The following is a 23,980-nucleotide window of genomic DNA, read 5'->3' on the forward strand; positions in this document are numbered from 1 at the left end:
GCCATGGCGACACGGCGGCACGTCCGGAAAACGCCACTCGTGCGGCGCAACCCGCCGTGCCTGTCAGGAGGCGGGCCTGCTCCTGACCCGTGCCGCGCCCGCGCCCCAGCGGCCGGGGACCGGCTCGGCCAGGGTGCGCGCGGGGAGGCAGAGGGTCCGGCCGTGCCGGGCGAACAGCTCGTCGCGCGAGCCGAAACGGCCGAGGTCCGTCCGGAGGTGGGCGGACAGGTCGCAGGGGGCGGACCCGGCGCAGGCCGCCGGGGCGTCCCAGTCGACGGTGGTCCGCGCCACGGCCTCGAAGAGGGTCTCCGGACCGGCGTTGGTGAAGCCGCCCGCTGTCGGGGCGGTGCCGGTGACGGCGGAGGCGTCCGCAGAGGCGGTGTCGGTGGTGACGGTGTCCGTCGGGGCGGTGCCGGTGACGGCGGAGGCGTCCGCAGCGGCGGCGTCAGTCAGGGCGGTGTCACCCGCGAAGAGGTCCGCGACCGGTACCCAGACGTCGTCGAGCAGGAACTCCGGCCAGGCGAGCAGCACCTCCACGGGGACGAAGGGGCGCAGCTTCGGGAAGCGCGGGTACCAGAAGGCGCCGTCGACCAGCAGGCCCCGCACCCGGGTCGACACGCCCAGCGAGCGGGCCACCGCCTCCAGGACCGCCATGCGCTGGCTGCACGAGCCGCGGCCGAGCCCGAGCGTCTTCGACACCCGGCGCAGGTCCTCCACGGAGTACACGGGCCGCACGGTGGTGGCCACGATGCCGTGGGCGGTCCGGAGCAGGGCCCGGTCCGTCACCGCGCCGCGTTCCTCCGCCGCGCGCCGCACCCGTGTCACGAGCGCGGTGACCCGGGGGTGCGCCAGGTCCAGGATCGGCGTGGGCCCGGTCGACCCGGCGGGTTCGGCCGAGGGGGCGTGCCCCCGCCGGGCGGTCCGGTACGGCATCAAGAGACGGCTGGTCACGGGCGCACTCCCCCTCCGCGCGGCGAGGGGATCACGCCGGCGGCGTCATCCTCCCCCGCACGGCCTCCGCGGTCCGCGCGGGGTCCGGCCGCTCGCCCGTCAGTGCCAGCCGTCGCGGTAGGCCGCCCAGTCGCCCTCCTCGGCCGCGAAGTCGACGTACAGCGCGACGCCGAACCGTTCGCGGTCGGGGTCGGTGCGCCCGAGGCCGAGTCTGGTGCCGCGAACGGCCGCCTCCACGGTCTCCGCGTTCTCGTGGTGGCCGAGGTCGTCCTCGTGGAAGAAGGGGAGTCCCATGAGCAGGTCGGTCGACTCGGGGGTCACTTCGAGGGCGAGGCTGGTCTGCTGGGCGACGTACCCGCCGTAGAGGCTCTCCAGCGGCATCCACGTGTCGTACGACATCACGGCGATCTGGTCGACCCGCTTGGCGACCTCTCCGAAGAACTCCTGGGACCACCACTTCTCCCGGCCGGTGACCGCGCCGTTCACCGAGTGCAGGCCGGGCAGCGGGTCGATCTGGTGGGCGGCGATGGACAGCGGGGCCTTCCGCGCCCGGGTCAGCTCCCCCAGGTCGTCGAGAAGGGAGAGGTAGTGGGCGTCGTCGGAGAGCAGCGGCTCCAGGTCGAAGTGGACGCCGTCGAAGCCGGTGTCCAGGATCTGCCGGGCCGAGGTGACCACGGCCGCCCGGGACTCGGCCTTCTCCAGGTGCAGTCCGTTCGGCCCGTGGGTGGCCAGGACGTCGCCGAGCCAGGCCTGCACCCGTATCCCGGGCATGGTGCGGTGCACGGCGTCGATGAGCCACTTCGCGCGGGGGTACCGGGCGGCGGGCAGGGTGCCGTCGTGCTCCAGGGGCCCGGCGTGGACGTACAGGTCGCGTATGCCCGTGCCCTTGATCCGCTCGGCGAAGGCGGCGAGGTCCGCGTCCTTCCTCCGCCCGTCCACCCAGGCGTGGCCCAGCCAGATGGCGTCCTTGCCCCGGGTCCGCGCGTCTTCCCTCAGATCCCCCGCGTAGCTGACGCGCAGGGCGAGCGCACCGAACAGCGGGGGCACCACGAGCACGAGGACCAGGCCGAACACGAACCAGCGCCCCCGTCGCCACAGACTCCTCAGCCGTCCACTCACTTGAGCCCCCCCTAGAACCGTCGTGCAGTCCGTACACCGCTTCACACCGTAGCGGTGACTACCGACAGTGACGCAGGCCTGTGCAGAATGGTTTCCGTACGGCCCCGGCCCGCTCGCGGAGCGACATACGCGGACATAGCCTCCCTTTTGTGACGCGAATAGCCACCCGAGCCCTTCTCGCGGTGCTGGTGGCGGCGTGGTGGCTCCTCGTGCCCGCCGTACACGGCGCCCACGCCGACGACCCCGTCGTCCTCTCCCGGGACGGGCAGATCACCGATCGGGTGGACGCCCTCGGCGACCGGCGCACCGCCGTGAACCAGGCGCTCGACCGCCTCTACGACCAGCGGCGGATCCAGCTCTTCGTCGTCTACGTCAGGGACTTCTCCGGCCGCACGGGCCAGGCCTGGGCCGACGCCACGGCGGAACGCAACGGCCTCGGGGTCGACGACGTCCTGCTCGCCGTCGCCACCCACGACCGCCGGTACGGCTACTCGGCCTACCCCGGTTCCCGTTTCACCCAGGCCCAGCTCGACGAGGTGGCCCGGACGGCGATCGAACCGGCGCTGCGGCAGAACGACTGGGCGGGCGCCGCCATCGGCGCCGCCGACGGATACACGGCCGTCCTCGCCGGGCAGCCCGTCCCGGTGCCGACGCTCACCCCCGGGCCCGCCGACCCGGGCGGTGCCGTCGACGACGGCGTCTCGGGCAGCGATCTGCTGCTGCCGGTGGTCCTCGTCGGCGGTGCCGGAGCGGTGGGGGCGTACGCCTACCTCAAGCGGCGCCGGCGGACCGAGACCCGCACCACGCCGCAGGGCGGCCAGGGCTGGGGACCCCCGAAGGAGCCCGCGCAGCCGTCGCTCGCCGCGCTCGACAGGCAGGCCCGCCGGACGCTCGTCGACACGGACGACGCCGTCCGCACCAGCCAGGAGGAACTCGGTTTCGCGACCGCCCAGTTCGGCGACGAGGCCGCCCGGCCCTTCACCGAGGCCCTCGCCTTCGCCAAGGAGCAGCTGACGGCCTCGTTCCGGCTGCGGCAGAAGCTCGACGACGCGTTCCCGGAGGACGACTCGACCCGCCGGACCATGCTGGACGAGATCCTGCGGCGCTGCGCCGAGGCGAACACACGCCTCGACGCCGAGAGCGAGGACTTCGACCGGCTCCGGGCCCTGGAACGGACCGCGCCCCAGGCGCTGGACTCGGTCGAGGCCGCCGTCCGGGAGCAGACCGGACGGATGGGCACGGCCGAGGCCGCCCTGACGGCGATGCGCGAGCGGTACGCGGAGGCGGCCGCCGCGCCCGTCGCGGGCGACGTCGAGCAGGCCAGGGACCGGCTGGCTTTCGCGACGACCCATGTCGACGAGGCCCGCCGGCAGATCGACGCCGGGGACAACGGCGGGGCCGCCGTGCACATCCGGGCCGCCGAGGGCGCGGTGGACCAGGCGGCCCGGCTGATCGAGGCCGTGGACCGGCGGGCGCAGGAGCTGGCCGAGGCCGTCGGCAGGCTGCCGGGCGTGCTGTCGGAGACGGACGCGGACCTGGCGGACGCCCGTGGCCTGCTGCAAGGGACCGCCGAAGGGGTGTCCACGGCCGATCTCCAGGGCCGGATCGCCCGCGCCGCATCGGTGGTCGCGGAGGTGCGGCGCGTCATGGAGGCCGGGCGGTACGACCCGATCGGCGCCCTGCGCCGGATCGAGGAGGCCGACGCGGCGCTCGACGAGGCACTGGAGGGCGCACGGGAGCGCGAATCGGGCAGCCGACGCGCCCGCGCGCTCCTCGATCAGGCGATGCTGACGGCCCGTTCGGCGATCGGAGCGGCCTCGGACTACGTCGCCACCCATCGGGGCGCGGTGGGCAGCGAGGCCCGCACGCGGCTGGCCGAGGCCCAGCGCCGCTGGGAGAAGGCGCAGGCCCTCGCCGAGGCCGACGACCCGCAGACGGCCCTCGCGGAGGCGCAACAGGCGGACGCCCTGGCCCGGCGGGCCCAGGACCTCGCCGAGCAGGACGTGCGGACCTATGGGAACCCGAACGGCTTGGGCGGTGTAACAGGAGTGGGAGGAAACGCCGGCGGCGGGCTCGGCGGCGCGGTGCTCGGCGGCATCATCCTCGGCGGACTGTTCGGCGGGGGAAGGGGAGGCGGACATGGGGGGTTCGGTGAAGGTTCGGGCGGGGGGTTCGGGGGCGGAGGCTTCGGCGGCGGGCCGGGCAGCTTCGGCGGCAGCGGCACACGTGGCCGGCTGGGCGGCGGTGGCCGTTTCTGAGGGCGGCGCGAGCCGTCTCCTCTTCCTTCACGTCACTCTCAAGGAGCACCGCGATGAGCAAGCAGACCGTTCTCGGCCGGGTCACCCAGCTGGCGAAGGCCAACATCAACGCCCTGCTGGACCAGGCGGAGGATCCGCAGAAGATGCTCGACCAGCTGATCCGCGACTACTCGGCCAACATCACGGAGGCGGAGGAGGCGGTGGCCGCGACCATCGGCAACCTCCGGCTGATGGAGCAGGACCATCAGGAGGACGTGGCGGCGGCGAAGGAGTGGGGCGGGAAGGCGCTGGCCGCCAGCCGGAAGGCCGACGAGCTGCGGAGCGGCGGGCAGACGGCGGAGGCGGACCGCTTCGACAACCTGGCGAAGGTGGCGCTCGGCCGCCAGCTGCAGTCGGAGAAGGAGGCGACGACGGCGGAGCCGACGATCGCCGCGCAGACCGAGGTCGTGTCCCGGCTCAGGACGGGCCTGGACCAGATGAAGGGCAAGCTCGGCGAGTTGCAGGCGAAGCGGGACGAGCTGGTGGCGCGTGCCACGTCGGCCCGCGCGCAGAACCGGATGATGGATGCGGTGAAGAGCATCGACGTGCTCGACCCGACCAGCGAGCTGAGCCGCTTCGAGGACAAGGTGCGCCGGGAGGAGGCGCGGGCGATGGGCAAGCAGGAGCTCGCCGCCTCCTCCCTGGACGCCCAGTTCGAGCAGTTGGACGCGCTGGGCGACAGCGCCGAGGTCGAGGCCCGGCTGGCCGCGCTCAAGGGCTGATCGGCTCAGAACATGCTGAGGAGCTGTTCCACCGTCGGTTCCGCCGACCCCTCGCCGTCCGGCAGGGCCAGTTCGAACCAGACGGTCTTGCCGCGCGGAGTGCGTCGCGAGCCCCAGGAGGAGCTGAGCAGTCCGACCAGCTGGAGGCCGCGGCCGCCTTCGTCGGTGTCCTTGGCCCGGCGGCGCCGCGGCTGCACCAGACCGGCGTCCCAGACCTCGCAGACGAGGGTGCGGTCGCGGAGCAGCCGCAGCCGGATCTCCCCCTCGCCGTAGCGCAGGGCGTTGGTGACGAGTTCGCTGACGAGGAGTTCGACGGTGTCGACGAGCGGTTCGAGGCCCCAGGCCGCCAGCTGGGTGCGGGCGAGTTCCCGGGCCCGGCCGACCGAGCGGGGTTCCCTGGGCAGCCGCCAGTCGCCGACCGCCTCGGCGGGCAGCCCTTGGATCCTGGCCATGAGCAGGGCGATGTCGTCCTCGCCGTGTCCGGTCTCCAGGCTGGTCAGGACCCGGTCGCAGACGTCCTCAAGGGGGCGGGCCGGGTCGGTGAGGGCGCGCCGGAAGGCGCTCAGTCCCTCGTCGAGGGGATGGTCGCGGGACTCGACGAGCCCGTCGGTGTAGAGGGCGAGGAGGGCGCCCTCCGGGAGTTCGACCTCGACCTCCTCGAAGGGTTCGCCGCCGACTCCGAGCGGCATCCCGGGGGGTACGTCGAGCAGGAGTGCCTCTTCGCCCGGTTCGACGAGCACCGGCGGGAGGTGCCCGGCGTTGGCGAAGGTGCAGCGGCGGGTGACCGGGTCGTAGACGGCGTAGACGCAGGTGGCGAGGTAGACCTCGGACAGCTCGGGCCCGCGGGACTTGTGGCCGCGGGACTGCTGCGCGCCGATGGGGGCGCCGAGGCCGCGGGCGATCTCGTCGAGGTGGGAGAGGACCTCGGCCGGTTCGAGGTCGAGCTGGGCGAGGGTGCGCACGGCGGTGCGCAGTTCGCCCATGGCGACGGCGGCACGCAGGCCCCGGCCCATGACGTCCCCGATGACGAGTGCGGTGCGGTGGCCGGGCAGTTCGATGACGTCGAACCAGTCGCCGCCTACCTCGGTGGCGGCGGTGCCGGGGAGGTAGCGGCAGGCGATGTCGAGCCCCGCCGCCTCCGGGTCGCCGGGCGGGAGCAGGCTGCGCTGGAGGATCAGGGCCCGTTCGTGCTCGCGGCGGTAGAGGCGCGCGTTGTCGATGCAGACGGCGGCGCGGGCGGCGAGTTCGACGGCGAGGGCCCGGTCGCGTTCCCCGAAGGACTCGCTGCCCTTGGCGCGGGAGAACTGGACGAGGCCGACGACGGTGTCGTGGGCGACCATCGGGACGACCAGAGTGGACTGGACGAGGTCGCCGTCGACGCCCGGCACGGTCCGGAGCCGGCCGGTGCGCAGGGCTCCCGCGCAGGGCGAGTTGAAGGGGTAGCGGTGGACGGCGCCGAGCTCGATCGGTTCGGAGCCGTGACAGCCGCCGCCGGACCCGTCTCCCTCTCCGGTTCTGAGGGGGGTGTCGGAGACGGCGCTGGCGACGGCGACCCTGCGGAGTTCGGCGCTGCCGCCGTAGCCGACGTCGTGGGAGCTGCCCCAGCGGCCGGGCGGCGCCTCGTCGCCGCTCAGGAGTCCCTGGTAGAGGTCGACGGAGGCCAGGTCGCAGAAGCCGGGGACGGCGACGTCGAGCAGTTCGCGTGCGGTGGCCTCCAGATCGAGGGAGTTGCCTATGCGGGCGCCGGCCTCGTTGAGGAGTGCCAGGTTGCGGCGGGCGCTGGCCGCTTCCCTGGCCGCGTTGTGACGGCGTGTGACGTCGATGCCGAGGCCCGCGACGCCGATGGGGCGGCCGGATCCGCTGTGCACCCGGTAGAGGTTGATGGACCAGTGACGGCGGTCCCTCGCACCGGGTGCGGCGCCGACGATCTCGAAGTCGGTGACGGACTCGCCGGTCTCCAGGACGCCGCGGAGGGCGGTGGTCATCCGGTCGGCCTCGGGCCGGTTGAGGTAGTCGTGGACGGTCCGGCCGCGGTGGTCGTCGGCGGAGCCGCCGAAGACGGTGGCGAAACGCCGGTTGGCCCGCTTCACGGTGAGGTCCGTGCCGAAGAGGAGAAAGCCGAAGGGGGACTGGCCGAATATCGCCTGGGACGCGGCGAGGTCGGTCTCTATGCGGCGCAGGGCGCGGACGTCGACGACGATGCACAGCGCGGCCCGCTCACCGGACTGGGTCTCGCTCGGCATGACGTACATCTCGGCGATGCCGTGGGGCCGGTCGTCGCCCGGGATCCGGAAGGGGACGAGTCCTGTCCACTCCTTGCCGTCGAGGATCTCCCTGACCCTCCGGTGGCCGCGCTCGCGCAGGTCGGCGGGCATGAAGGCCTCGACGGGGTCCTTGCCCATGGCCTCTTCCGCGGTGACCCCGAAGAGGTCCACGGCCCGTCGGCTCCACTGCTCGACGAGGCCGTCGGGCCCGATGGAGAAGGAGGCCACCCGGATGTAGTCATAGATGGAGCCGGGCGGGCTGCTCTGCCACACGACGCCGCCGCTCGCCTGCTCAGGTATCTCGCTCACGCGACCGTCCCCTCCAGCTCACCGCACCGGACCGGCCATGCCCGCAGTATTCAATACGGCAGGCCCCGACGGCACGACGTTCACGATCACAGGGTGGTCTCGTTCGCCTCGCGCCGAGTACCGGTGATCGTTGTCCCACCCTGTTTACTCACCAGGGAGAGCCAGCTCGAACCATACGGTTTTGCCGGCCCTTCCTTTACGGGTGCCCCAGCGGCGGGCGGAGCAGGCCACCAGATTGAGGCCGCGGCCCCCTTCGTCCTCGGGTCCGGGGGCCCGCTCGGTCGGCGGATCCGGAAGCGGATCGGAAACTTCCACCAGCAGCGCGGGCGGGTGGGCGGGGTCGGCGCCCTCCGGGCGGGTGCGGACCAGACGGACCCCGATGGGGCCGGAGGCGTAGCGCAGGGAGTTGGTCACCAGCTCGCTGACCAGCAGGACGGTCACATCCCCGAGGGCCGTGTCGAGCTCCCAGGCCCGCAGGGTCTCGCGCACGGCATGGCGGGCCGTGCGTACGGCGTCGGCCTCCGCCGGGAAGTTCCACTCGGCGCGGTCGCCGTCGGTGTCGATCACACCCGATCACTTCCCCAGCCGTGCGTCAGCAGGAAGGCCCACGTCCTCTTTCAAGGAGTCAATCAGGACATACCCGAAATATGGGGCGGGCTATCGCGCTGGGCGCAGCAGCGGGCGCACGGTGGCACGAACGGCGTAGGGACTCAGTCGCGCGCTCCCACGCCGGGTGCGTCCGGGAGGCGGAGTGCGGCCTCGGCGACGGCGGGGCGGTCCTGGTCGAGCCAGTCGACGGAGTCCAGCTCCGGCCGGGAGAGCCAGCGCAGTGCGTCGTGGTCCTCCAGCGGGCGCGGTTCGCCGGCGAGCAGTCGGGCGGTCCACACCTGGAGGACGTAGCCGGGTTTGAGCGGCCACTCGCCGGGGAGGCGCTCGCCCGGTTCGACCTCGACGCCGAGTTCCTCACGGAGTTCGCGGATCAGGGCCTCTTCGGGGCTCTCGCCCGGTTCGAGCTTGCCGCCGGGGAGTTCCCAGCGGCCGGCGAGTTCGGCGGGGGCGCTGCGGCGCGCCGCGAGCAGCCGCCCTTGGTCGTACAGGGCGCCGGCGACGACGACCACGGGGGGCCGCGCGGCGGGGTCGGTGGTGCGTTCCGTCATGGGCGTGAGCGTAGCCGGGCGAGGTCGGAGCCCGTCGGGGTCAGAGGGCGGGGCTGCCGATGTGCTCGATCCAGTAGAGCTGCTTGTGGCCTCGGTCTTCGAGGCTGTCCGCGATCTTCTGCGCTTCGTCCTTGGTCGCGTACCGCCCCACGCGGTAGCGGTTGCCGTTGTCGTCCTGCCGAATGACGAGCCAGGCGAGGACGGGGCCGCTGTCGGTCATCAGGCTTCTCCCTCCACCGGTCCGGACGTCGCGATCGATCTCCGGGAAACCGCAATCCGCATATGCCCGAGCTTACGCCTGACCTTCACACAGCGGATACGGAATTGCACAAAGAGATACGGATCGGCCGGGAACCGACGGCCAGAGGCCGAAGGTGACGCCCCGACAGCCCCCGGGCGCCACCGGCACCTACGCCGGAGCCGCGCCGGGACGGGCCATGACGGGAGGGGAGGGAGGAGGAGGAGGTCTCTGGCCTGCGCGTGGGGCGCCGGGGACCCAGGAGTGTTCGAGGGCGCGGTGACACCGCGTCAACTCGCGGCACGGGGCTCCCTGACGGCGGCGGAGCCCGTGAGCGGCCGGGCGCCGCGTCGGCGGACGCGGGCCGGGCCGCCCCGGGCCGGGAGAGGAAGGGAAGGAGGGATGCCGACCCCGCGGCCAGGGCCGAGCCGGTCACGGCTCGGCGGACAGGGCCGGCCTGCGCACGACCCGACGGACATGGGTCCCGCCAGTGACGGCGCAGCCGGCACGGCCCGCCCGTCAAGGCCCGGCGGGCGGGTCAGCGGACGGGGAGGTGGTACGAGAGGCGGTAGCGGTCGGCGGGGACGACGACGTCCGCCGTCTCGACGGCTCGGCCCGAGGCGTAGTAGGTCCGCTCGACGACCATGACCACATGGCCCGGCACCCCGCCGAGCGCCAGGAGTTCTTCGGCGAGGCCCGGCCGGGCACCGACCTCCTCCACCACGTTGTCCACGACCACGTCGATGGCCGCCATCCGCTCGACGACACCGCAGCCGCCCAACGGGCCCTCCTCGGGCAGCATGACCGGGGTCCGGCCGGTGACGGCGAGCGGCTCCCAGGAGGTGGCGACCATCATGGGCTCGCCCCCGTCGCGGTACACGTACCGCGTGCGCATCACGCGCTCCCCCGGCTCGATCCCGAGCCGCTCGGCCACCTCGGCGCTCGCCGGTTCCTGCTCGCTCCCCGACTCCCAGGTGCCCCGGGCGCCCTCGGCCGCCTGCTCCTGGCGGAAGGGGCTGGCCCCGGCCGCCGGACGGTAGCCGGAGCGGGCGATCCGGCGCGGCACCGGGCGCTCCCGCACATAGGTGCCCGAGCCCGAGCGTCCCTCGACGAGCCCCTCGGCCATGAGCACCTTGCGGGCTTCCAGCGCGACGGTGTCCGACACCCCGTACTCCTCGCGGATGCGTGCCTGCGAGGGGAGGCGGGTATGCGGCGGAAGCGAGCCGTTGGCGATCTTCTCCCGCAGATCGCTCGCCACGCGCAGGTAGGCGGGCTGCTCACCGAACGTCACTGGACACTCCCCTCAGGTTGACTGTCAGCTACAGCCTGACGACCGACCGTGGCCATCCGCAAGCGTGGGCCAAAGTTTCACTCGAAGTGATGACAGAACGTCGGCGCTCTTGCTACCCACGGTCACCCCAAGTACACACGTCGAACCTCTTGACCCGCATTGGTCCAGACCAATACGTTCCTGCCTGAACGCCCCGCACGCTCCCCCTCGCACGCGCCATCCCGCCTCGCACAGGAACGAGCCCATGCGTCCCAGAGCCATGACCAAGCTGACCTTCGGTGCGGCCGCCGCGGCCACCCTCGGCCTCCTCGCCACCCTGGCCCCCACCGCCGACGCCCACCAGCCCTCCGGCCACCGGCCGTCCGGCCACACGTCCGACCTGAAGCGCGTCGGCTACTTCACCCAATGGGGCATCTACGGAAGGAACTTCCAGGTCAAGGACCTGGAGACGAGCGGTACCGCCGCCAAGCTGAGCCACATCAACTACGCGTTCGGCGTGATCGGTCCGGACGGCAAGTGCCTGATGGGCAACGCCCCCGGCTCCGACCCCTGGGCCGACTACGTGCGCCCCGTCGACGCCGCGACCTCCGTCGACGGGGTCGGCGACACCGCCGACCAGCGACTGGCCGGCAACTTCAACGAACTGCGCGAGCTCAAGGCGAAGCACCCCGGTCTCAAGGTCATGATCTCGCTGGGCGGCTGGAGCGGCTCCGCGCACTTCTCCGACGCGGTGCGCACCGACGCGGGGCGCAAGGCGCTCGTCGCCTCCTGCGTCGACACGTACATCAAGGGCGACCTGCCCGTGGACGGCGCCCGCGGCGGTGCCGGAGCCGCCGCCGGAGTCTTCGACGGCGTCGACCTGGACTGGGAGTGGCCGGGTTCGGAGGGCGCCCCCGGGAACGTCATCCGCCCCGAGGACAAGCCCAACTTCACCAAGCTGGTCCGGGAGTTCCGCACCCAGCTCGACGCCTACGGCCGCTCCCTGCCGCAGCGCAAGCACTACGAGCTCAGCGCGTACGTACCCACCGCGCCCGCCAAGATCGACGCGGGCTTCGAAGTCGCCAAGATCATGCGGGACTTCGACTTCGTGAACCTCCAGGGCTACGACTTCCACGTGTCCGGCGAGTCGACGACCGCGCAGCAGTCCGCGCTCTTCGCCAAGGACGACTTCAGCGTCGACCAGACCGTCAAGGCCTGGCTGCGACGGGGGGCGTCCGCGCACAAGCTCGTGGTGGGCATGCCGTTCTACGGCCAGGGCTGGACCGGCGTCACCGGCGGCGGCGACGGCCTCGGGCAGCCGGCGACCGGCCCCGCACCCGCGACCTGGGCGGCCGGCTCCGAGGACTACAAGCATCTGAAGAAGCTGGCGGAATCGGGGACGTACAAGCTGTACCGGGGCCACCGGAACGGCCACGCCTGGCTCTTCGACGGCACCACCCTCTGGACCTACGACGACCCGACCGTCCTGCGCACCAAGGCGTCCTACGTCCGGCAGCGCGGACTCGGCGGCGCGATGGTCTGGTCGCTCGACGGGGACACCCCGAACGGTGAGCTGATCACCGCGATCGACCGGGGCCTGACCCGGCGCTGACGCATCACCCCGGCCGCCCGCTCGGCGGCCGGGGCCCCCGAACCGCGGACCGGTCACGCCGCTCGCGGTGCGTCGCCGGGAGCGGCGGTCGGTCACGGGCCGCCGCTCCCCCGGCCCACCGCTCCCGGTCCGCACACGACGGGGCCGGAGCCCCCGAGGGAGCTCCGGCCCCGTTCCCGTACCCGCGCCCGCGTGGCCGACCCGACAGACACCCGCCCGCGCGCGTGGGGAACGCGACAGACACCCACCCGCGCGCGTGGCCGACGCGAGCCACGCACGCGCGCGTACTCCCGCTCCCGCACCCGCCACGCAGTGCCCGGAGTTCAGGCCGAGGTGCCCTCGCCCTCCGGCGGTGTGCCGGTCAGGCCGAGGGCGGTGCGGGCGTCCGCGCTGTCGGGCAGGGCGTCCCAGGCCGCGTCGTAGGCGTCCCAGTAGGCGTCCGCGTCGCTCGCGGTCGCCAGCTCGCGCCACTTCTTCGAGGCCGCGCCGAGTTCCTGGCGGAGTTCCGCGACCGGGGTGGTGGAGGCGCCGGGCCAGTAGTGCTGCCCGAGGTCGGCGCGTGCCTTGTCGATCGCCGCGAGCATCTCCCCCGACCACGCCTTGTTGCCGGTGAAGTCCTCGTCGGGGTCGCCCTCCGGCTCCCGGTAGGTGACCGTCTCGATGGGGTTGACGGCCTTGAGGAAGTGCTCCTGGTCGGCGGTGAGGGTGGTCGCGTCGGAGCGCACCGAGCCGCTGAAGGGCTTCTTCTCGGTGGCGAACGCGCAGGTCACCGTCCGGTCGCCGAGGCGCCAGCTCTGGCTGCTCGGCAGGTAGTAGTAGAGCCAGACGTCCCGCGGCACGGCCCAGGTGTCCAGGGCGTACGCGGCGTTGACCGTCTCGCAGCGCTCGTCCGCGATCGTCTCGATGGCGTCCTCGCCGGGCCACTTTTCGTGACCGGTGACCTTGAACCCGCCGGTGACCTCGCCGTCGTGCGGGCGGTCGCAGTCGACGATCGTGACGTCCGTCGTGTACTCCTCCAGCTTGCCGTCGTCGATGAAGCACTGTCCGGTCCGCAGCGAGAACGGCGACTTCGAGCGGGAGGCCTCCTCCACGCCCTCCTTGAAGTCGCTCCAGGCCGAGCTGAAGCCCCCGGTGGCCAGGCCGATCACCAGCAGCAGGCAGCTGACGGCGGAGAGCACGATGCCGGTGACCGCGAGACCCTTGCCCGCCTGGTCCCGCTTCCTGATCTGCGGGAGGGCGACGAGGCCGAGGACCAGACCGAGGGGCGGCAGGCAGCAGACGATGCCGGCGACGAGGGAGGCGACGGCGAGTCCGTTGGTCGTACGCCGGGGCAGACCGTACGGAGCGGATCCGGGCGCACCCGCGTAGGGCGCACCGGCCGGGCCCGCACCCCCGAGGCGCGTACCGGCGTAAGGACCGGCCGTGTACGGCATTCCCGGCGAGGTGTAGGGCCCCGGGGCGGGCCATCCGCCCTGCTGCGGGCCCTCCTGAGGGGACGGGGGCGGTGGGGTCGGCGGGGTCGGCTCCACGGGTACGGGCTCCTGTTGAGGCGGGCGACACGAACAAACGATCGGGCGCGCATCGTACGTGGAGAAGGAGACGGGGAGGACACACGGGGGTCGACGGACGGAAGGGGCGGCCGCCCGCAGGCGACCGCCCCTCACCCGCGTTCAGCGGGGTTCAGCCGGTTTCGGAGTTCCGTGTGGGTCAGAACCGTCAGAACTGCAGGGCCCAGCTGTCGATCTTGCCGATGTCGGCGGACGCGTTGTCCGTGACGCGGAGCTTCCACGTGCCGTTGGCGACCTCGGAGGAGGCGTTCACCGTGTACGTGGTGTTGATGTTGTCCGCGCTGCCGCCGGTGCCGAAGGCCTTCAGGGTGTACGCCGAGCCGTCGGGGGCGATCAGCTGGACCTGGAGGTCACCGATGTAGGTGTGGACGATGTTCACCGGCACCTGGAGGGCGGCGGGGGCGTTGCCGGTGACGCCGGTGACGGTGACCGGGGACTCGACGGTCGCGTTGTCGGCGATGGCGTAGTCGGCGGTGTTCTCGAACTTCTTGCCGGGCGGCGGGGTGGTGCCGCCGTCACCGACGTAGAGCAGGCGGTTCGGGGAGCCGGTGCCGGGGTTGGTCACCACGTTCGGCGTGGCGGCGTTCACCAGCGCGGTGCCCACCTGGGCCGGGGTGGCCGTCGGGTTGTTCCCCAGGTACAGCGCGGCGGCGCCGGCGACGTGCGGGGCCGCCATCGACGTGCCGGAGATCGTGTTGGTGGCGGTGTCGCCGGTGTTCCACGCCGAGGTGATGGACGAACCCGGGGCGAAGATGTCGAGGACGCTGCCGTAGTTGGAGAAGCTGGAGCGGGCGTCGGTGTTGGTCGTGGAGCCGACCGTGATCGCCTCGGTCACGCGGGCCGGGGAGTAGTTCGACGCGTTGGCGTTGCTGTTGCCGGCGGCGACGGCGTACGTGACGCCGGACGCGATCGAGTTGCGGACGGCCGTGTCGAGGGTGGAGTCGACGCCTCCGCCGAGGCTCATGTTGGCGACGGCCGGCTTGACGGCGTTCCGGGTCACCCAGTCGATGCCGGCGACGACACCGGCGGTGGTGCCGGAGCCGTTGTTGTCGAGCACGCGGACGCCGACGATCTTGGCCTTCTTGGCGACGCCGTGGGCGGTGCCCGCGACCGTGCCGGCGACGTGGGTGCCGTGGCCGTTGCCGTCCTGCGCGACGTTGTCGTTGTCGACGGCGTCGAAGCCGTTGAAGGCGCGGCCGCCGAAGTCGCTGTGGGAGATCCGTACGCCGGTGTCGATGATGTACGCGGTGACGCCCTGACCGGCGGTGTCCGGGTACGTGTAGCTCTGGTTCAGCGGGAGGGCCCGCTGGTCGATCCGGTCCAGGCCCCAGGACGGCGGCGAGGGCTGGGTGCCGTTGACCTTGAAGACACGGTTCTGCACGACGGACTTCACCGCGGGGTCGGCGGCGAGCTTCTTCGCCTGCGCCTCGGAGAGCTCGACGTGGTAGCCGTTGAGCGCCGAGGTGTACGTCCGCTCGATCTTCGCGCCGAACTTGGCCGCCACGGCGCGGCCCTTGGCGGTCTCGGCCTGCGCCGACTCGTGGAGGGTGACGATGTAGCTGCCCGCGATGGTGCCTTCGGCCCCGGCGTTCTCGATGACGCCCTCGGCGGCGGCCGGAGTGGCGACGGCCGGGAGGGTGGAGAGGGAGCCGAGGGCGAGGGCGGCGACGGCTATGGCCGCTGCGGTGGCGACGCGGCGACGTGAGTCACGCATGGCTGACATGTGGGGGGTCCTCCTCGTTGGCGGAGCACTGCGTGGGGAACGGCAGGTGCATGACAAGACAACGCGGCTCTGCGTCGCCTCGAACATCCGGCTGCCGAGCGAAAGATTGGCGGATCCATAGGAATCCCACAAGAGTCACGCAGCCGTCGCAACAACCAGGCCACACGGCTGACATATTGATCGTCATGACCGCCTACGTGTGCCCACGATGCCTGGTCAACTCGCCCACGGACGCTCTCACCTGGCGTTGTCCGAAGTGCCGTGGCCCCTGGGACCTGGAATTCGCGAGTGAGCCGGTTTCCCTTCCGTCACTCGCGTCACGGCGAAATTCATTGTGGCGTTACGAGGAGGTGTTGCCGCCGATGCCGTACGCGGCGGAGGTGAGCCTCGGGGAGGGGCGCACCCCGCTCGTCCCGCTGACGGCCTCCGACACGGGAGCGCCCTCGTCGGTCTCGGCCAAGCTCGACTTCCTCATGCCGACGCTGTCCTTCAAGGACCGGGGCGCGGTGATGCTCGCCGCGCACGCCCTCCGCCTCGCGCGCGCCGGCGGCGTCGACCGGGTCGTCGCCGACAGCAGCGGGAACGCGGGGACGGCCGTCGCCGCGTACGGCGCGCGGGCCGGCCTCGACTGTCTCGTCTTCGTACCCGAGGGCACGTCCCCTACGAAGCTGGAGCAGATCCGGGCGCACGGGGCCCGGGTCGTCGAGGTGCCCGGCGACCGCGAGGCGACGGCCCGCGCGGCGCGGGAGGCCACCGACCGACCCGGCACCTTCTACGCCTCGCACGTGTACAACCCCTACTTCCTGCACGGCACCAAGACCTACGTGTACGAGCTCTGGGAGGATCTCGGCGGCCGGCTTCCCGACACCGTCGTCGTCCCCGTCGGCAACGGCACCCTGCTCCTCGGCGCCGCCCTCGCCCTGGACGAGCTGCACCGCCATGGACTCGTCGACACCCGTCCCGCGCTGGTCGCGGTCCAGGCGGAGGCCGTGTCCCCGCTGGCCGCGGCCTTCCACGCGGGTGCGGAGGAACTCGGCGCGCCGACCCCCGTCCGCCCCACCCTCGCCGAGGGCATCGCGATCCCGGCGCCGCCGCGCGCCCGCCAGATCCTCCGGGCGGTACGGGCGACCGGCGGCACGTTCCTGACGGTGACCGAGGACCAGATCCGGACCGCCCAGCGCGACCTGGCCCGCCGCGGCCTCTTCGTCGAGTCCACCGGCGTGGCCTGCTGGGCGGCGGTCCAGGCGGCCCCGCCCCTCCCCGGCCACACGGTGGTGCCGCTGTGCGGGGCGGGGGCGAAGACCGGGATGGCGGCCTGAAGGCCCGTCGGTGTCGAAACTCGCCGGTGTCGCGACTCGTCGGCGTCAGAACTGGCCGGTGCCAGAACTCGTCGGCGTCCGAGGCCGTCGGCGTCAGAACTGGCCGGCGTCAGAACTGGCCGGTGCCAGAACTCGTCGGCGTCAGAGCCGACAGATCTCAGAACTCGTCGGCCCCGTTACGGAGCTCGTGCGTCCAGTAGCCCGTCTTCGCCGCGGCCTCGTTGACCGCCAGGCCGCCGGCCGGGGCCTTCACGACGATGCTGCCCTCGGCGGGGCCGTCGGCGGCGAAGAGGTTCACGTTGAACTCCTTGACGACCTTGTTGTCCTCGTCGACGCCGCCGAGCGCGACACGCACGTTCGCGTACGCGGGCGCGCCGGGCTTCAGGACGACCGGGGCGGCGGGCTTGCTCTTCGCGACGGCCGGGATGTCCTTGGCGGTCTGGACCGGGCCGAAGGCGAGGAGCGGGTACTCCAGGAGGGTGCAGGAGCGGCCGGAGACGTTGGTGGCGGTGAGGACGATGTGCTCGGTCGGGACCTCGTCCGCCTTCGCCGCGGTGACCTTGATGTCGCCGCGGGAGCAGGCGAGCGCCTCGGCGGAGGTCTTGCCCGAGTCGCCGCCGGTCGCCTTCCCGGAGGTGGACGCGGACGTGCCGGTGCCGCCGGTGGTGGAGCCCGTGGAGCCCGCGGTGGTCGCGCCGGTGGAGCCCGAGCCGCCCTTCGCCGCGGTCTGGTCCGCGGTGCCGTTACCGGCGTTACCGGCGGTGCCGGCGGACTGCGAGGAGGTCTGGCCGCCCGTCTCCTTGGCTCCGGTGTCGCTGTCACCCCCGCAGGCGGTCAGACCCAGCGAGAGGGCGGCGACGGCGGTGGCGGCCAGGACGGCGGACGTGTTGATGCGCATGGTGGTTCTCCCCGTTGAAGTGCGGTCGGTCGCAGCACGTTCTCCGTGCTGCAACCAGACTCCCGCCCCGCGCTGTCGTCCCGCTTGCGTACCGCTAACGACCCGCTGACAGACGCGAGAGCCCCGCGGCCGCGCGGGCCGAGCCCTCGGGGAAGCCGGCCGCGTCGGCGGCGGCGATGGCGCGTTCCAGCTGGTCGGCGGCCTCCTCGAGGCGCCCGATGCCGGCCAGTGCCTCGCCCCGGACGATCTGCAACTGCGCCTGGACGACGACCGCGTCGGGTGCGACGAGTTCCCCGGCGCGAAGGGTGTGGGCGAGCGCCGCCTCGTAGTCCTCCGCGTTCAGACAGTGCCCCGCCAGGTGCTGGAGCGTCAGCGCCTGGGTGGAGGGATGGCCGGTGAGATCGGCGAGCGAGACCGCGTGGACCATGAGCAGTCCGGCGCGGTCGTGCTCGCCGGTGGAGTCCAGGACGGAGGCGTAGTTGACGTAGGCGATGGCCTCGCTGATCAGGTCGCCGGCGCGGGCGGCGAGACCGGGAGCCTTCTCCAGGTGGACGAGCGCCTCCGCGTCCCGGCCCTCCTCGTGGAGGATCCAGCCGAGGAGCGCCCGCGTCCGCGACTGGGCGTCGAGATCGTCCACGTACTCCGCCGAGGCGAGCCCGGCCTCCAGGAGTGGCGTCCAGCCGTCCCCGATCCGCATGAGCATCAGCGGCCACTGCACCAGGGCGAGCCGCCACGCCCGGTCGTGCAGGCCGAGGGCGGCCGCGGCGGCGACCGCGCCCTCCAGGGCGGGGCGTTCCGCCACGTACCAGTCGAGGGCCGCCGTACGGTCCTCGAACTCACGGGTCGCGGCGGGGCGCCGTGCGTCGGCGGGCAGGGAGTAGCAGGGCTGGGAGCCCGGCTCGGCGGCCGCGTCGGCGGCGAGGCCCGTGAACAGGTAGTGGTCGAGGAGGCGGGGCAGGCCCTCGGGGTCGGCCTGCGGCGCGAGATGACGGGCGTAGAGGCGCACCAGGTCGTGCGGGGTCCAGCGGCCGGGGACGGACTCGTTGAGCAGATGGGCGGCGGCGAGGCGGTCCAGGTCGGCGGAGGCATGGGCGGGAGTCGTCCCGGCGAGCGCGGCCGCCGCGAACCGGTCGACGTCGGAGCCGGTGTGCAGCCCGATCGCGCGGAACAGCCGGGTGGCGGACTCGGGCAGCTGCTGCACGGTGAGGCGCAGCGCGGCGGAGACGCCCCGGTCCTCCACGTCGAGCAGCATCAGCCGGCCCTGCTCGTCGGCGAGTTCGCCGACCATCGCGTCGAGCGTCCACTGCGGACGCTCGGCCAGCCGGGCCGCTGTGACGCGCAGCGCGAGCGGCAGGCCGTCGCAGAGTCCCGCGAGCCGTGCGGCGGCGGCCGGTTCGGCGGCGACCCGCGTCTCGCCGAGGACGGTGGTCAGCAGGGCCGCCGCGTCGGCCGGGGGGAGGTGCCCGAGCGGCACGGGCAGGGCCGCGTCGGAGGCGATGAGCCCGCCGAGCCGGTCGCGGCTGGTGACGAGCGTCGTGCAGTGGTCGCCGCCGGGCAGCAGGGGCCGGACCTGTTCGGAGGAGCGGGCGTTGTCGAGGACGACGAGCAGCCTGCGGCCCGCGGTCAGGGCGCGGAACAGCGCGCCGCGCGCCTCGACGGCCTCCGGGATCCGCTGCGGGGGGACGCCGAGCGCCAGCAGGAACTCGCGCAGGACGGCGGCGGTCTCGGGCGCCGGGGTCTCGCTGAAGCCGCGCAGGTCGGCGAAGAGCCGCCCGTCGGGGAAGTCGGCGCGCCGCTCGTACGCCCAGTGCACGGCGAAGGCCGTCTTGCCGACGCCGGCCGGGCCGGTGACGAGACAGACGGGTCCTTCGCCGCGCAGTGCCACCCGGTCGAGCGCGGCCAGTTCGTCGCCGCGCCCGGTGAACCCGCGCGGTGCCCGCGGCAGTCCCTCCGGCACCGGGGCCGCGGCCGGGACGACGGGGCGCGGAGCGGAGACGGGCCCGGCGGAGCGGAGCAGCGTCGCGTACGCCTCGCTGAGGGTCTCGCCGGGGTCGACGCCCAGTTCCTCGGCGAGGAGCCGCCGGGTGCGGTGGTACCAGTCGATCGCGTCCGACTGGCGCCCCGAACGGCCGAGGGCCAGCATCAGCGCGGCCGCCAGGGACTCCCGCAGGGGATGCGCGACGGCCTCGGTACGGAGGACGGCGGCGGCCCGGCCGTGCTCGCCGAGTTTCCCGTACGCCTCCGCCAGCGCCTCCACCGACGCGAGCCTCATCTCTTCGAGCCCGCCGGCCGCCGCTTCCAGGGGGCGGCTGTGCACGGTTCCGGTGAGCGCGGGGCCCTGCCAGTACGACAGCGCCTCGCGGAGCATCCGTACCGCGTCGGCGGGCTGCCGCTGGACCCCGGCAAGGCCCACGAGTTCCTCGAACCGGTGCGCGTCGACCAGGGACTCGGGCATCCTCAGCACGTACGCCGAGCCCTGGGTGGCCAGCTCGACCCCGTACGCCTCCGCGCCGTGCTCGGCGAGCAGCACCCGCAGCCGCGAGACGTGCCCCTGGAGCACGGTCTTGGCGTGGGTGGGGGGCTCCTCCTCCCAGAGGGCGTCGATCAGCCGGCTGACGTTCACGGCGCTGTTGGGCCGCAGCAGGAGCATGGCGAGCAGACTGGACCGCTTGGCGGGCCCCAGGGCTACGTCCCCGTCCTCCGTCACCAGCGCGACGGAGCCGAGCAGCCGGAACTCCACCTGTGTACCTCCGGTCCCTCTTCCCCCATTACCCAGCAGTAGAGGATACGCGGAGCGGAGGCGCCGCCCCGCCCACATGGCCAGAAAGACCCGCTGACGAAAACAACCCGCGCCCGGACTACCGGCTTTTGCGAGGACGTGTTTCCGCGCTATTCGGACTTACGCGGACTCCGTTCACCCGACCGAAAGGGAGACCGGAAATCGACGGGTCCGCGACCCGACACGACTGAGCGAACACCCAAGCCCGCAAGCCGAATGATCACCCGCACTGAATCCCGACACGCCGCCCCCCTTCCCCCGAGGACGTCATTCGTCCGGCACGCGTGCATGGACCATCACCGCACCCGGAAATTCTCTGGGAACGACCGACACAGGGAGGCCACCCGAAAAGAATTCACTTTACGATTTCCACTCGCCTCGCGTCCGGTCAACGGTGAGCGGGACGGTTTCCCCCGAAGGCCGGAACAACGGCGCACCGACTCCCTCGCACGACCCGCACTCGCTAGGGTCGGCTCACGACCGCACTGCCCGACTGGATGCGCCCGCCGCGCGCGGAAGGCTGGTTCGCGGAGGACCTCGACCGCCTCCCCGAGGCACCCCGCCACACCGAGCTGATCGACGGAGCCCTCGTCTTCATGCTGTCGCCGCAGAGGTCCCGGCACGGCCGCCTGTGAAACTCCGCAAGTACGCGGACGCCGGCATCCCGCACTACTGGGGCATAGAGGACGAGGACGGGGCACCCTCAAGCGCCCGGTGCCCTTCGAGATCAGCCTGGACCTCGACAGGCTCACGCCGCCCCGGAGCGGCTGAGAAGTCAGCACCACGTCGGCGCAGGAATACAGAAGGGGTCGGACTCGTCAGAGCCCGACCCCTTCTGACCTGCACATCTACTGAAACCAACATGCAGCTGTGGAGCGACTACACGTTGAAGCGGAACTCCACCACGTCGCCGTCCTGCATGACGTATTCCTTGCCCTCCATGCGGGCCTTGCCGGCGGCGCGGGCGTCGGCCACCGAGCCCGTTTCGACGAGGTCGGCGAAGGAGATGACCTCGGCCTTGATGAAGCCCTTCTGGAAGTCGGTGTGGATGACACCGGCCGCCTCGGGGGCCGTCGCGCCCTGCTTGATCGTCCAGGCGCGGGATTCCTTCGGGCCGGCCGTCAGGTAGGTCTGGAGGCCGAGGGTGGCGAAGCCCACGCGGGCGAGGGTGGCCAGGCCGGGCTCGTCGGCGCCGACGGACTGGAGGAGCTCCATGGCGTCCTCCTCGTCCAGCTCGGCGAGGTCCTGCTCCAGCTTGGCGTTGAGGAAGATCGCCTCCGCCGGGGCGACCAGGGCGCTCTGCTCGGCCTTGAACGCGTCGTCCGTCAGCTCGTCCTCGTCCACGTTGAAGACGTAGAGGAACGGCTTGGTGGTGAGGAGGTGCAGGTCGTGGAGGAGCTCCGCCTTCTCCGAGCCCTGCACGATGCCCTGCGAGAAGAGGGTGTCGCCCTTCTCCAGGATCGCCTGCGCGGCCTCGACCGCCGCGACCTTGGGCGCCGTGTCCTTCTTGATCCGCATCTCCTTCTGGAGGCGCGGGAGGACCTTCTCGATCGTCTGGAGGTCCGCGAGGATCAGCTCCGTGTTGATCGTCTCGATGTCGTCCTTCGGCGAGACCTTGCCGTCGACGTGTACGACGTTCTCGTCCTTGAAGGCGCGGATGACCTGGCAGATGGCGTCCGACTCGCGGATGTTCGCCAGGAACTTGTTGCCGAGGCCCTCGCCCTCGCTCGCGCCGCGCACGATGCCCGCGATGTCGACGAAGTCGACCGTCGCCGGGAGGACGCGCTGGGAGTTGAAGATCTCCGCGAGCTTGGTCAGGCGGGCGTCGGGGACACCGACGACGCCGACGTTGGGCTCGATCGTGGCGAACGGGTAGTTGGCCGCCAGCACGTCGTTCTTGGTCAGGGCGTTGAACAGGGTCGACTTGCCGACATTCGGCAGACCGACGATTCCGATCGTGAGCGACACGGTGGCGACTTCCTGAAGTGTGGACGGGGGGCCGATCCCCCAGTTTACGGGCGGGCCGAACCGGCCAGTGACGCCGACCTTCGGTCGTTCTCGGGGGCAAGGTCACCCAAAGGGCGTGTCCCGGACCCGCTTCCCGCCCTTACCCGACCTACGTTGGTGGAGTGGAGCAGCACAGGACAAGTCAGCCGCAAGGCCGCCGACGGCCGCAAACCCCCGTCGCGCCGCCCGTGACGCCGCCCGGCGTGCTCGTGGAGGGTGCGGCCGTGTACCGCGTGACCGGCCGGGCCCGGCGGGTTCCCGGCGGCGCCCGCGTCGAGCGCGCGGGGGCCGCGGGGCCGGCGGGGAACCCGTCCGGGCGGGCGCCCGGCGGCCGGCCCGTGCCGCCGGTGGTCCTCGCCCTCCGGCGGCTCCCCCAGCCGCGCCTCACCGGGCTCGGCGCCGGGCTCTTCGCCTCCGCCGTCATGCTGACGCTCGGCTTCCTCGACCGGCTCCTGTTCGACGGCTCCCCCGTCGTGTACGGCCTGCTGTTCCTGCCGGTCAGCGCGCTGACCGCGCTGTGGGTCCGTGCCGCCGACCTCGTCACCGCGCCGATCGGCGTCCCCATCGCCTTCGCCGTCGGTGTCGTCCCCATCGCGGGCGGCTCGGGCGGCCTCGGCGGCCAGGCCATGGCCGTCGTGACCGCCCTCGCCGTGCACGCCGGCTGGCTGTACGGCGGCACGCTCGTCGCCGGGCTCATCGCGAGCGTACGGAAGGTGCGGGAGATGGGGCGGCGGCAGCACGCCCGGGCGATGGCCCCGGTGGCCGGTGAGGCACCGGGGGCCGGTGCCGGTGCCGGGAACGGCGGGCGGGGCAGGACCCCCCGGCGCCGTCCGGTCGCCTGATCCGTCCGCCTCCGCCGCGCCCCCGGCCCACTGCGGTACGGGGCCTCAAGAGCGTCCGCACCGCTCCCGCAGCGCTCGCGCCGTCCGCACCACTCCCGCAGTCCGCCGCCCCCCGACCTTGGCCCCGGCCCTACGAGGCCGCCGACCTCGCCGCCATTCCCGCCCCCACGATCCCCGCGTTGTTCTGGAGTTCCGCCGGGACGATCTCCGCGCGGATGCCCTCGATCAGGGGCAGGAACTTGTCCGCCTTGCGGCTCACGCCGCCGCCGATGATGAACAGTTCCGGCGAGAACAGCATCTCCACGTGCGCGAGGTACTTCCGTACGCGGCGGGTCGCCCAGTGCTCCCAGGTGAGGTCCTCGTCCTCCTTGGCCCTCGTCGACGCCCTGGTCTCCGCGTCGTGGCCCTTGAGCTCCAGGTGGCCCAGTTCCGTGTTGGGGACGAGGCGGCCGTCGACGAACAGGGCCGAGCCGATGCCCGTGCCGAGGGTCAGCATGATCACGGTGCCCTTGCGGCCCCGGCCCGCGCCGTAGGTCATCTCCGCGAGCCCGGCCGCGTCGGCGTCGTTGAGGACCGTGACCGGGCGGCCGCCGAGGCGCTCGCCGAGGAGGGCGCCCGCGTCGACGTCGATCCATGACGGGTCGACGTTCGCCGCCGTACGGATCGTGGAGCCCGTGACCACGCCGGGGAAGGTCACCCCCACCGGTCCGGTCCACCCGAAGTGCTCCACGACCTCCGCGACGCAGCCCGCCACACCGTCGGGTGTGGCGGGCTGCGGGGTCAGTACCTTGTGGCGCTCCTCGGTGAGCGCTCCGCGCTCCAGGTCCACGGGGGCACCCTTGATGCCCGAGCCGCCGATGTCCACTCCGAAGACGTTCATGGACCCCACGGTAAGGGCTGTGGCG

At 72.7% G+C, this 23,980-nt stretch carries 18 protein-coding genes and 1 pseudogene; 6 read left to right on the forward strand and 13 right to left on the reverse strand.

Annotation, left to right across the window (positions count from 1 at the left end; all coding sequences use genetic code 11):
* Positions 1 to 63 precede the first annotated feature (63 nt).
* Both AMK29_RS07090 and AMK29_RS07095 read right to left on the reverse strand, forming a co-directional pair.
* Complete coding sequence (locus AMK29_RS07090; protein ID WP_079196782.1) at positions 64 to 951, reverse strand: transglutaminase domain-containing protein; 888 nt, start codon at positions 949 to 951, stop codon at positions 64 to 66.
* Positions 952 to 1,050: 99 nt separating this feature from the next.
* Positions 1,051 to 2,070: a hypothetical protein gene (locus AMK29_RS07095; protein WP_241845191.1), complete on the reverse strand. Its 1,020-nt coding sequence runs from the start codon at positions 2,068 to 2,070 to the stop codon at positions 1,051 to 1,053.
* Positions 2,071 to 2,219: 149 nt separating this feature from the next.
* On the opposite strand from AMK29_RS07095, the gene AMK29_RS07100 reads away from it, so the two are divergent.
* Positions 2,220 to 4,328: a TPM domain-containing protein gene (locus tag AMK29_RS07100; RefSeq protein ID WP_073809143.1), complete on the forward strand. Its 2,109-nt coding sequence runs from the start codon at positions 2,220 to 2,222 to the stop codon at positions 4,326 to 4,328.
* A gap of 53 nt (positions 4,329 to 4,381) precedes the next feature.
* The gene (locus AMK29_RS07105) at positions 4,382 to 5,089 is read left to right on the forward strand and encodes a PspA/IM30 family protein (protein WP_073809146.1); all 708 of its coding nucleotides are present in this window, start codon (positions 4,382 to 4,384) and stop codon (positions 5,087 to 5,089) included.
* Between the two features lie 5 nt (positions 5,090 to 5,094).
* On the opposite strand, the gene AMK29_RS07110 is transcribed toward AMK29_RS07105, so the two are convergent.
* The 5 genes from AMK29_RS07110 to AMK29_RS07130 form a co-directional block, all read right to left on the reverse strand.
* Positions 5,095 to 7,662, reverse strand: coding sequence for a SpoIIE family protein phosphatase (locus AMK29_RS07110; RefSeq protein WP_073809149.1), 2,568 nt, complete (start codon positions 7,660 to 7,662; stop codon positions 5,095 to 5,097).
* Positions 7,663 to 7,806: 144 nt separating this feature from the next.
* Positions 7,807 to 8,229, reverse strand: coding sequence for an ATP-binding protein (locus AMK29_RS07115; RefSeq protein ID WP_073809151.1), 423 nt, complete (start codon positions 8,227 to 8,229; stop codon positions 7,807 to 7,809).
* A 143-nt stretch (positions 8,230 to 8,372) separates the two neighbouring features.
* A complete protein-coding gene (locus AMK29_RS07120; protein ID WP_073809154.1) occupies positions 8,373 to 8,819 on the reverse strand; it encodes a (deoxy)nucleoside triphosphate pyrophosphohydrolase in 447 nt (148 codons plus the stop codon).
* 40 nt (positions 8,820 to 8,859) lie between these two features.
* Entirely contained in the window at positions 8,860 to 9,039 is a 180-nt protein-coding gene (locus tag AMK29_RS07125; protein WP_073809157.1) for an SPOR domain-containing protein, read from the reverse strand.
* 556 nt (positions 9,040 to 9,595) lie between these two features.
* Positions 9,596 to 10,348: a GntR family transcriptional regulator gene (locus AMK29_RS07130; protein WP_073809159.1), complete on the reverse strand. Its 753-nt coding sequence runs from the start codon at positions 10,346 to 10,348 to the stop codon at positions 9,596 to 9,598.
* A 244-nt stretch (positions 10,349 to 10,592) separates the two neighbouring features.
* On the opposite strand from AMK29_RS07130, the gene AMK29_RS07135 reads away from it, so the two are divergent.
* The gene (locus AMK29_RS07135; protein WP_073809162.1) at positions 10,593 to 11,939 is read left to right on the forward strand and encodes a glycoside hydrolase family 18 protein; all 1,347 of its coding nucleotides are present in this window, start codon (positions 10,593 to 10,595) and stop codon (positions 11,937 to 11,939) included.
* 323 nt (positions 11,940 to 12,262) lie between these two features.
* Here the strand turns inward: AMK29_RS07135 and AMK29_RS07140 are convergent, their stop codons facing one another.
* Together AMK29_RS07140 and AMK29_RS07145 are read right to left on the reverse strand one after the other, a co-directional pair.
* Positions 12,263 to 13,372, reverse strand: coding sequence for a DUF4190 domain-containing protein (locus AMK29_RS07140; RefSeq protein ID WP_079196783.1), 1,110 nt, complete (start codon positions 13,370 to 13,372; stop codon positions 12,263 to 12,265).
* Positions 13,373 to 13,655: 283 nt separating this feature from the next.
* On the reverse strand, positions 13,656 to 15,230 hold the full coding sequence (locus AMK29_RS07145) for a S8 family peptidase (protein ID WP_073809167.1): 1,575 nt from the start codon (positions 15,228 to 15,230) through the stop codon (positions 13,656 to 13,658).
* A gap of 185 nt (positions 15,231 to 15,415) precedes the next feature.
* On the opposite strand from AMK29_RS07145, the gene AMK29_RS07150 reads away from it, so the two are divergent.
* Positions 15,416 to 16,549: a threonine synthase gene (locus tag AMK29_RS07150; RefSeq protein WP_073809171.1), complete on the forward strand. Its 1,134-nt coding sequence runs from the start codon at positions 15,416 to 15,418 to the stop codon at positions 16,547 to 16,549.
* A 157-nt stretch (positions 16,550 to 16,706) separates the two neighbouring features.
* Here the strand turns inward: AMK29_RS07150 and AMK29_RS07155 are convergent, their stop codons facing one another.
* Positions 16,707 to 17,447, reverse strand: coding sequence for a DUF4232 domain-containing protein (locus AMK29_RS07155; protein WP_073809174.1), 741 nt, complete (start codon positions 17,445 to 17,447; stop codon positions 16,707 to 16,709).
* A gap of 94 nt (positions 17,448 to 17,541) precedes the next feature.
* Entirely contained in the window at positions 17,542 to 20,187 is a 2,646-nt protein-coding gene (locus tag AMK29_RS07160; protein WP_073809177.1) for an AfsR/SARP family transcriptional regulator, read from the reverse strand.
* A gap of 536 nt (positions 20,188 to 20,723) precedes the next feature.
* Between AMK29_RS07160 and AMK29_RS07165 the strand changes: the two are divergent.
* A pseudogene (locus AMK29_RS07165) lies at positions 20,724 to 20,997 on the forward strand (hypothetical protein).
* 108 nt (positions 20,998 to 21,105) lie between these two features.
* Here the strand turns inward: AMK29_RS07165 and ychF are convergent.
* Positions 21,106 to 22,194, reverse strand: a complete 1,089-nt coding sequence (ychF, locus tag AMK29_RS07170) for a redox-regulated ATPase YchF (RefSeq protein ID WP_073809180.1) — start codon at positions 22,192 to 22,194, stop codon at positions 21,106 to 21,108.
* A 161-nt stretch (positions 22,195 to 22,355) separates the two neighbouring features.
* Here ychF and AMK29_RS07175 point away from each other — a divergent pair, with 161 nt between their 5' ends.
* Positions 22,356 to 23,075, forward strand: a complete 720-nt coding sequence (locus AMK29_RS07175; protein ID WP_073809183.1) for a DUF6542 domain-containing protein — start codon at positions 22,356 to 22,358, stop codon at positions 23,073 to 23,075.
* 130 nt (positions 23,076 to 23,205) lie between these two features.
* Here AMK29_RS07175 and ppgK read toward each other — a convergent pair whose 3' ends face one another.
* Positions 23,206 to 23,955: a polyphosphate--glucose phosphotransferase gene (gene ppgK, locus AMK29_RS07180; protein ID WP_073810671.1), complete on the reverse strand. Its 750-nt coding sequence runs from the start codon at positions 23,953 to 23,955 to the stop codon at positions 23,206 to 23,208.
* Positions 23,956 to 23,980: the final 25 nt, after the last annotated feature.

Source organism: Streptomyces sp. CB02261, assembly GCF_001905665.1.
In the GTDB taxonomy this organism is placed as follows: Bacteria; Actinomycetota; Actinomycetes; order Streptomycetales; family Streptomycetaceae; genus Streptomyces.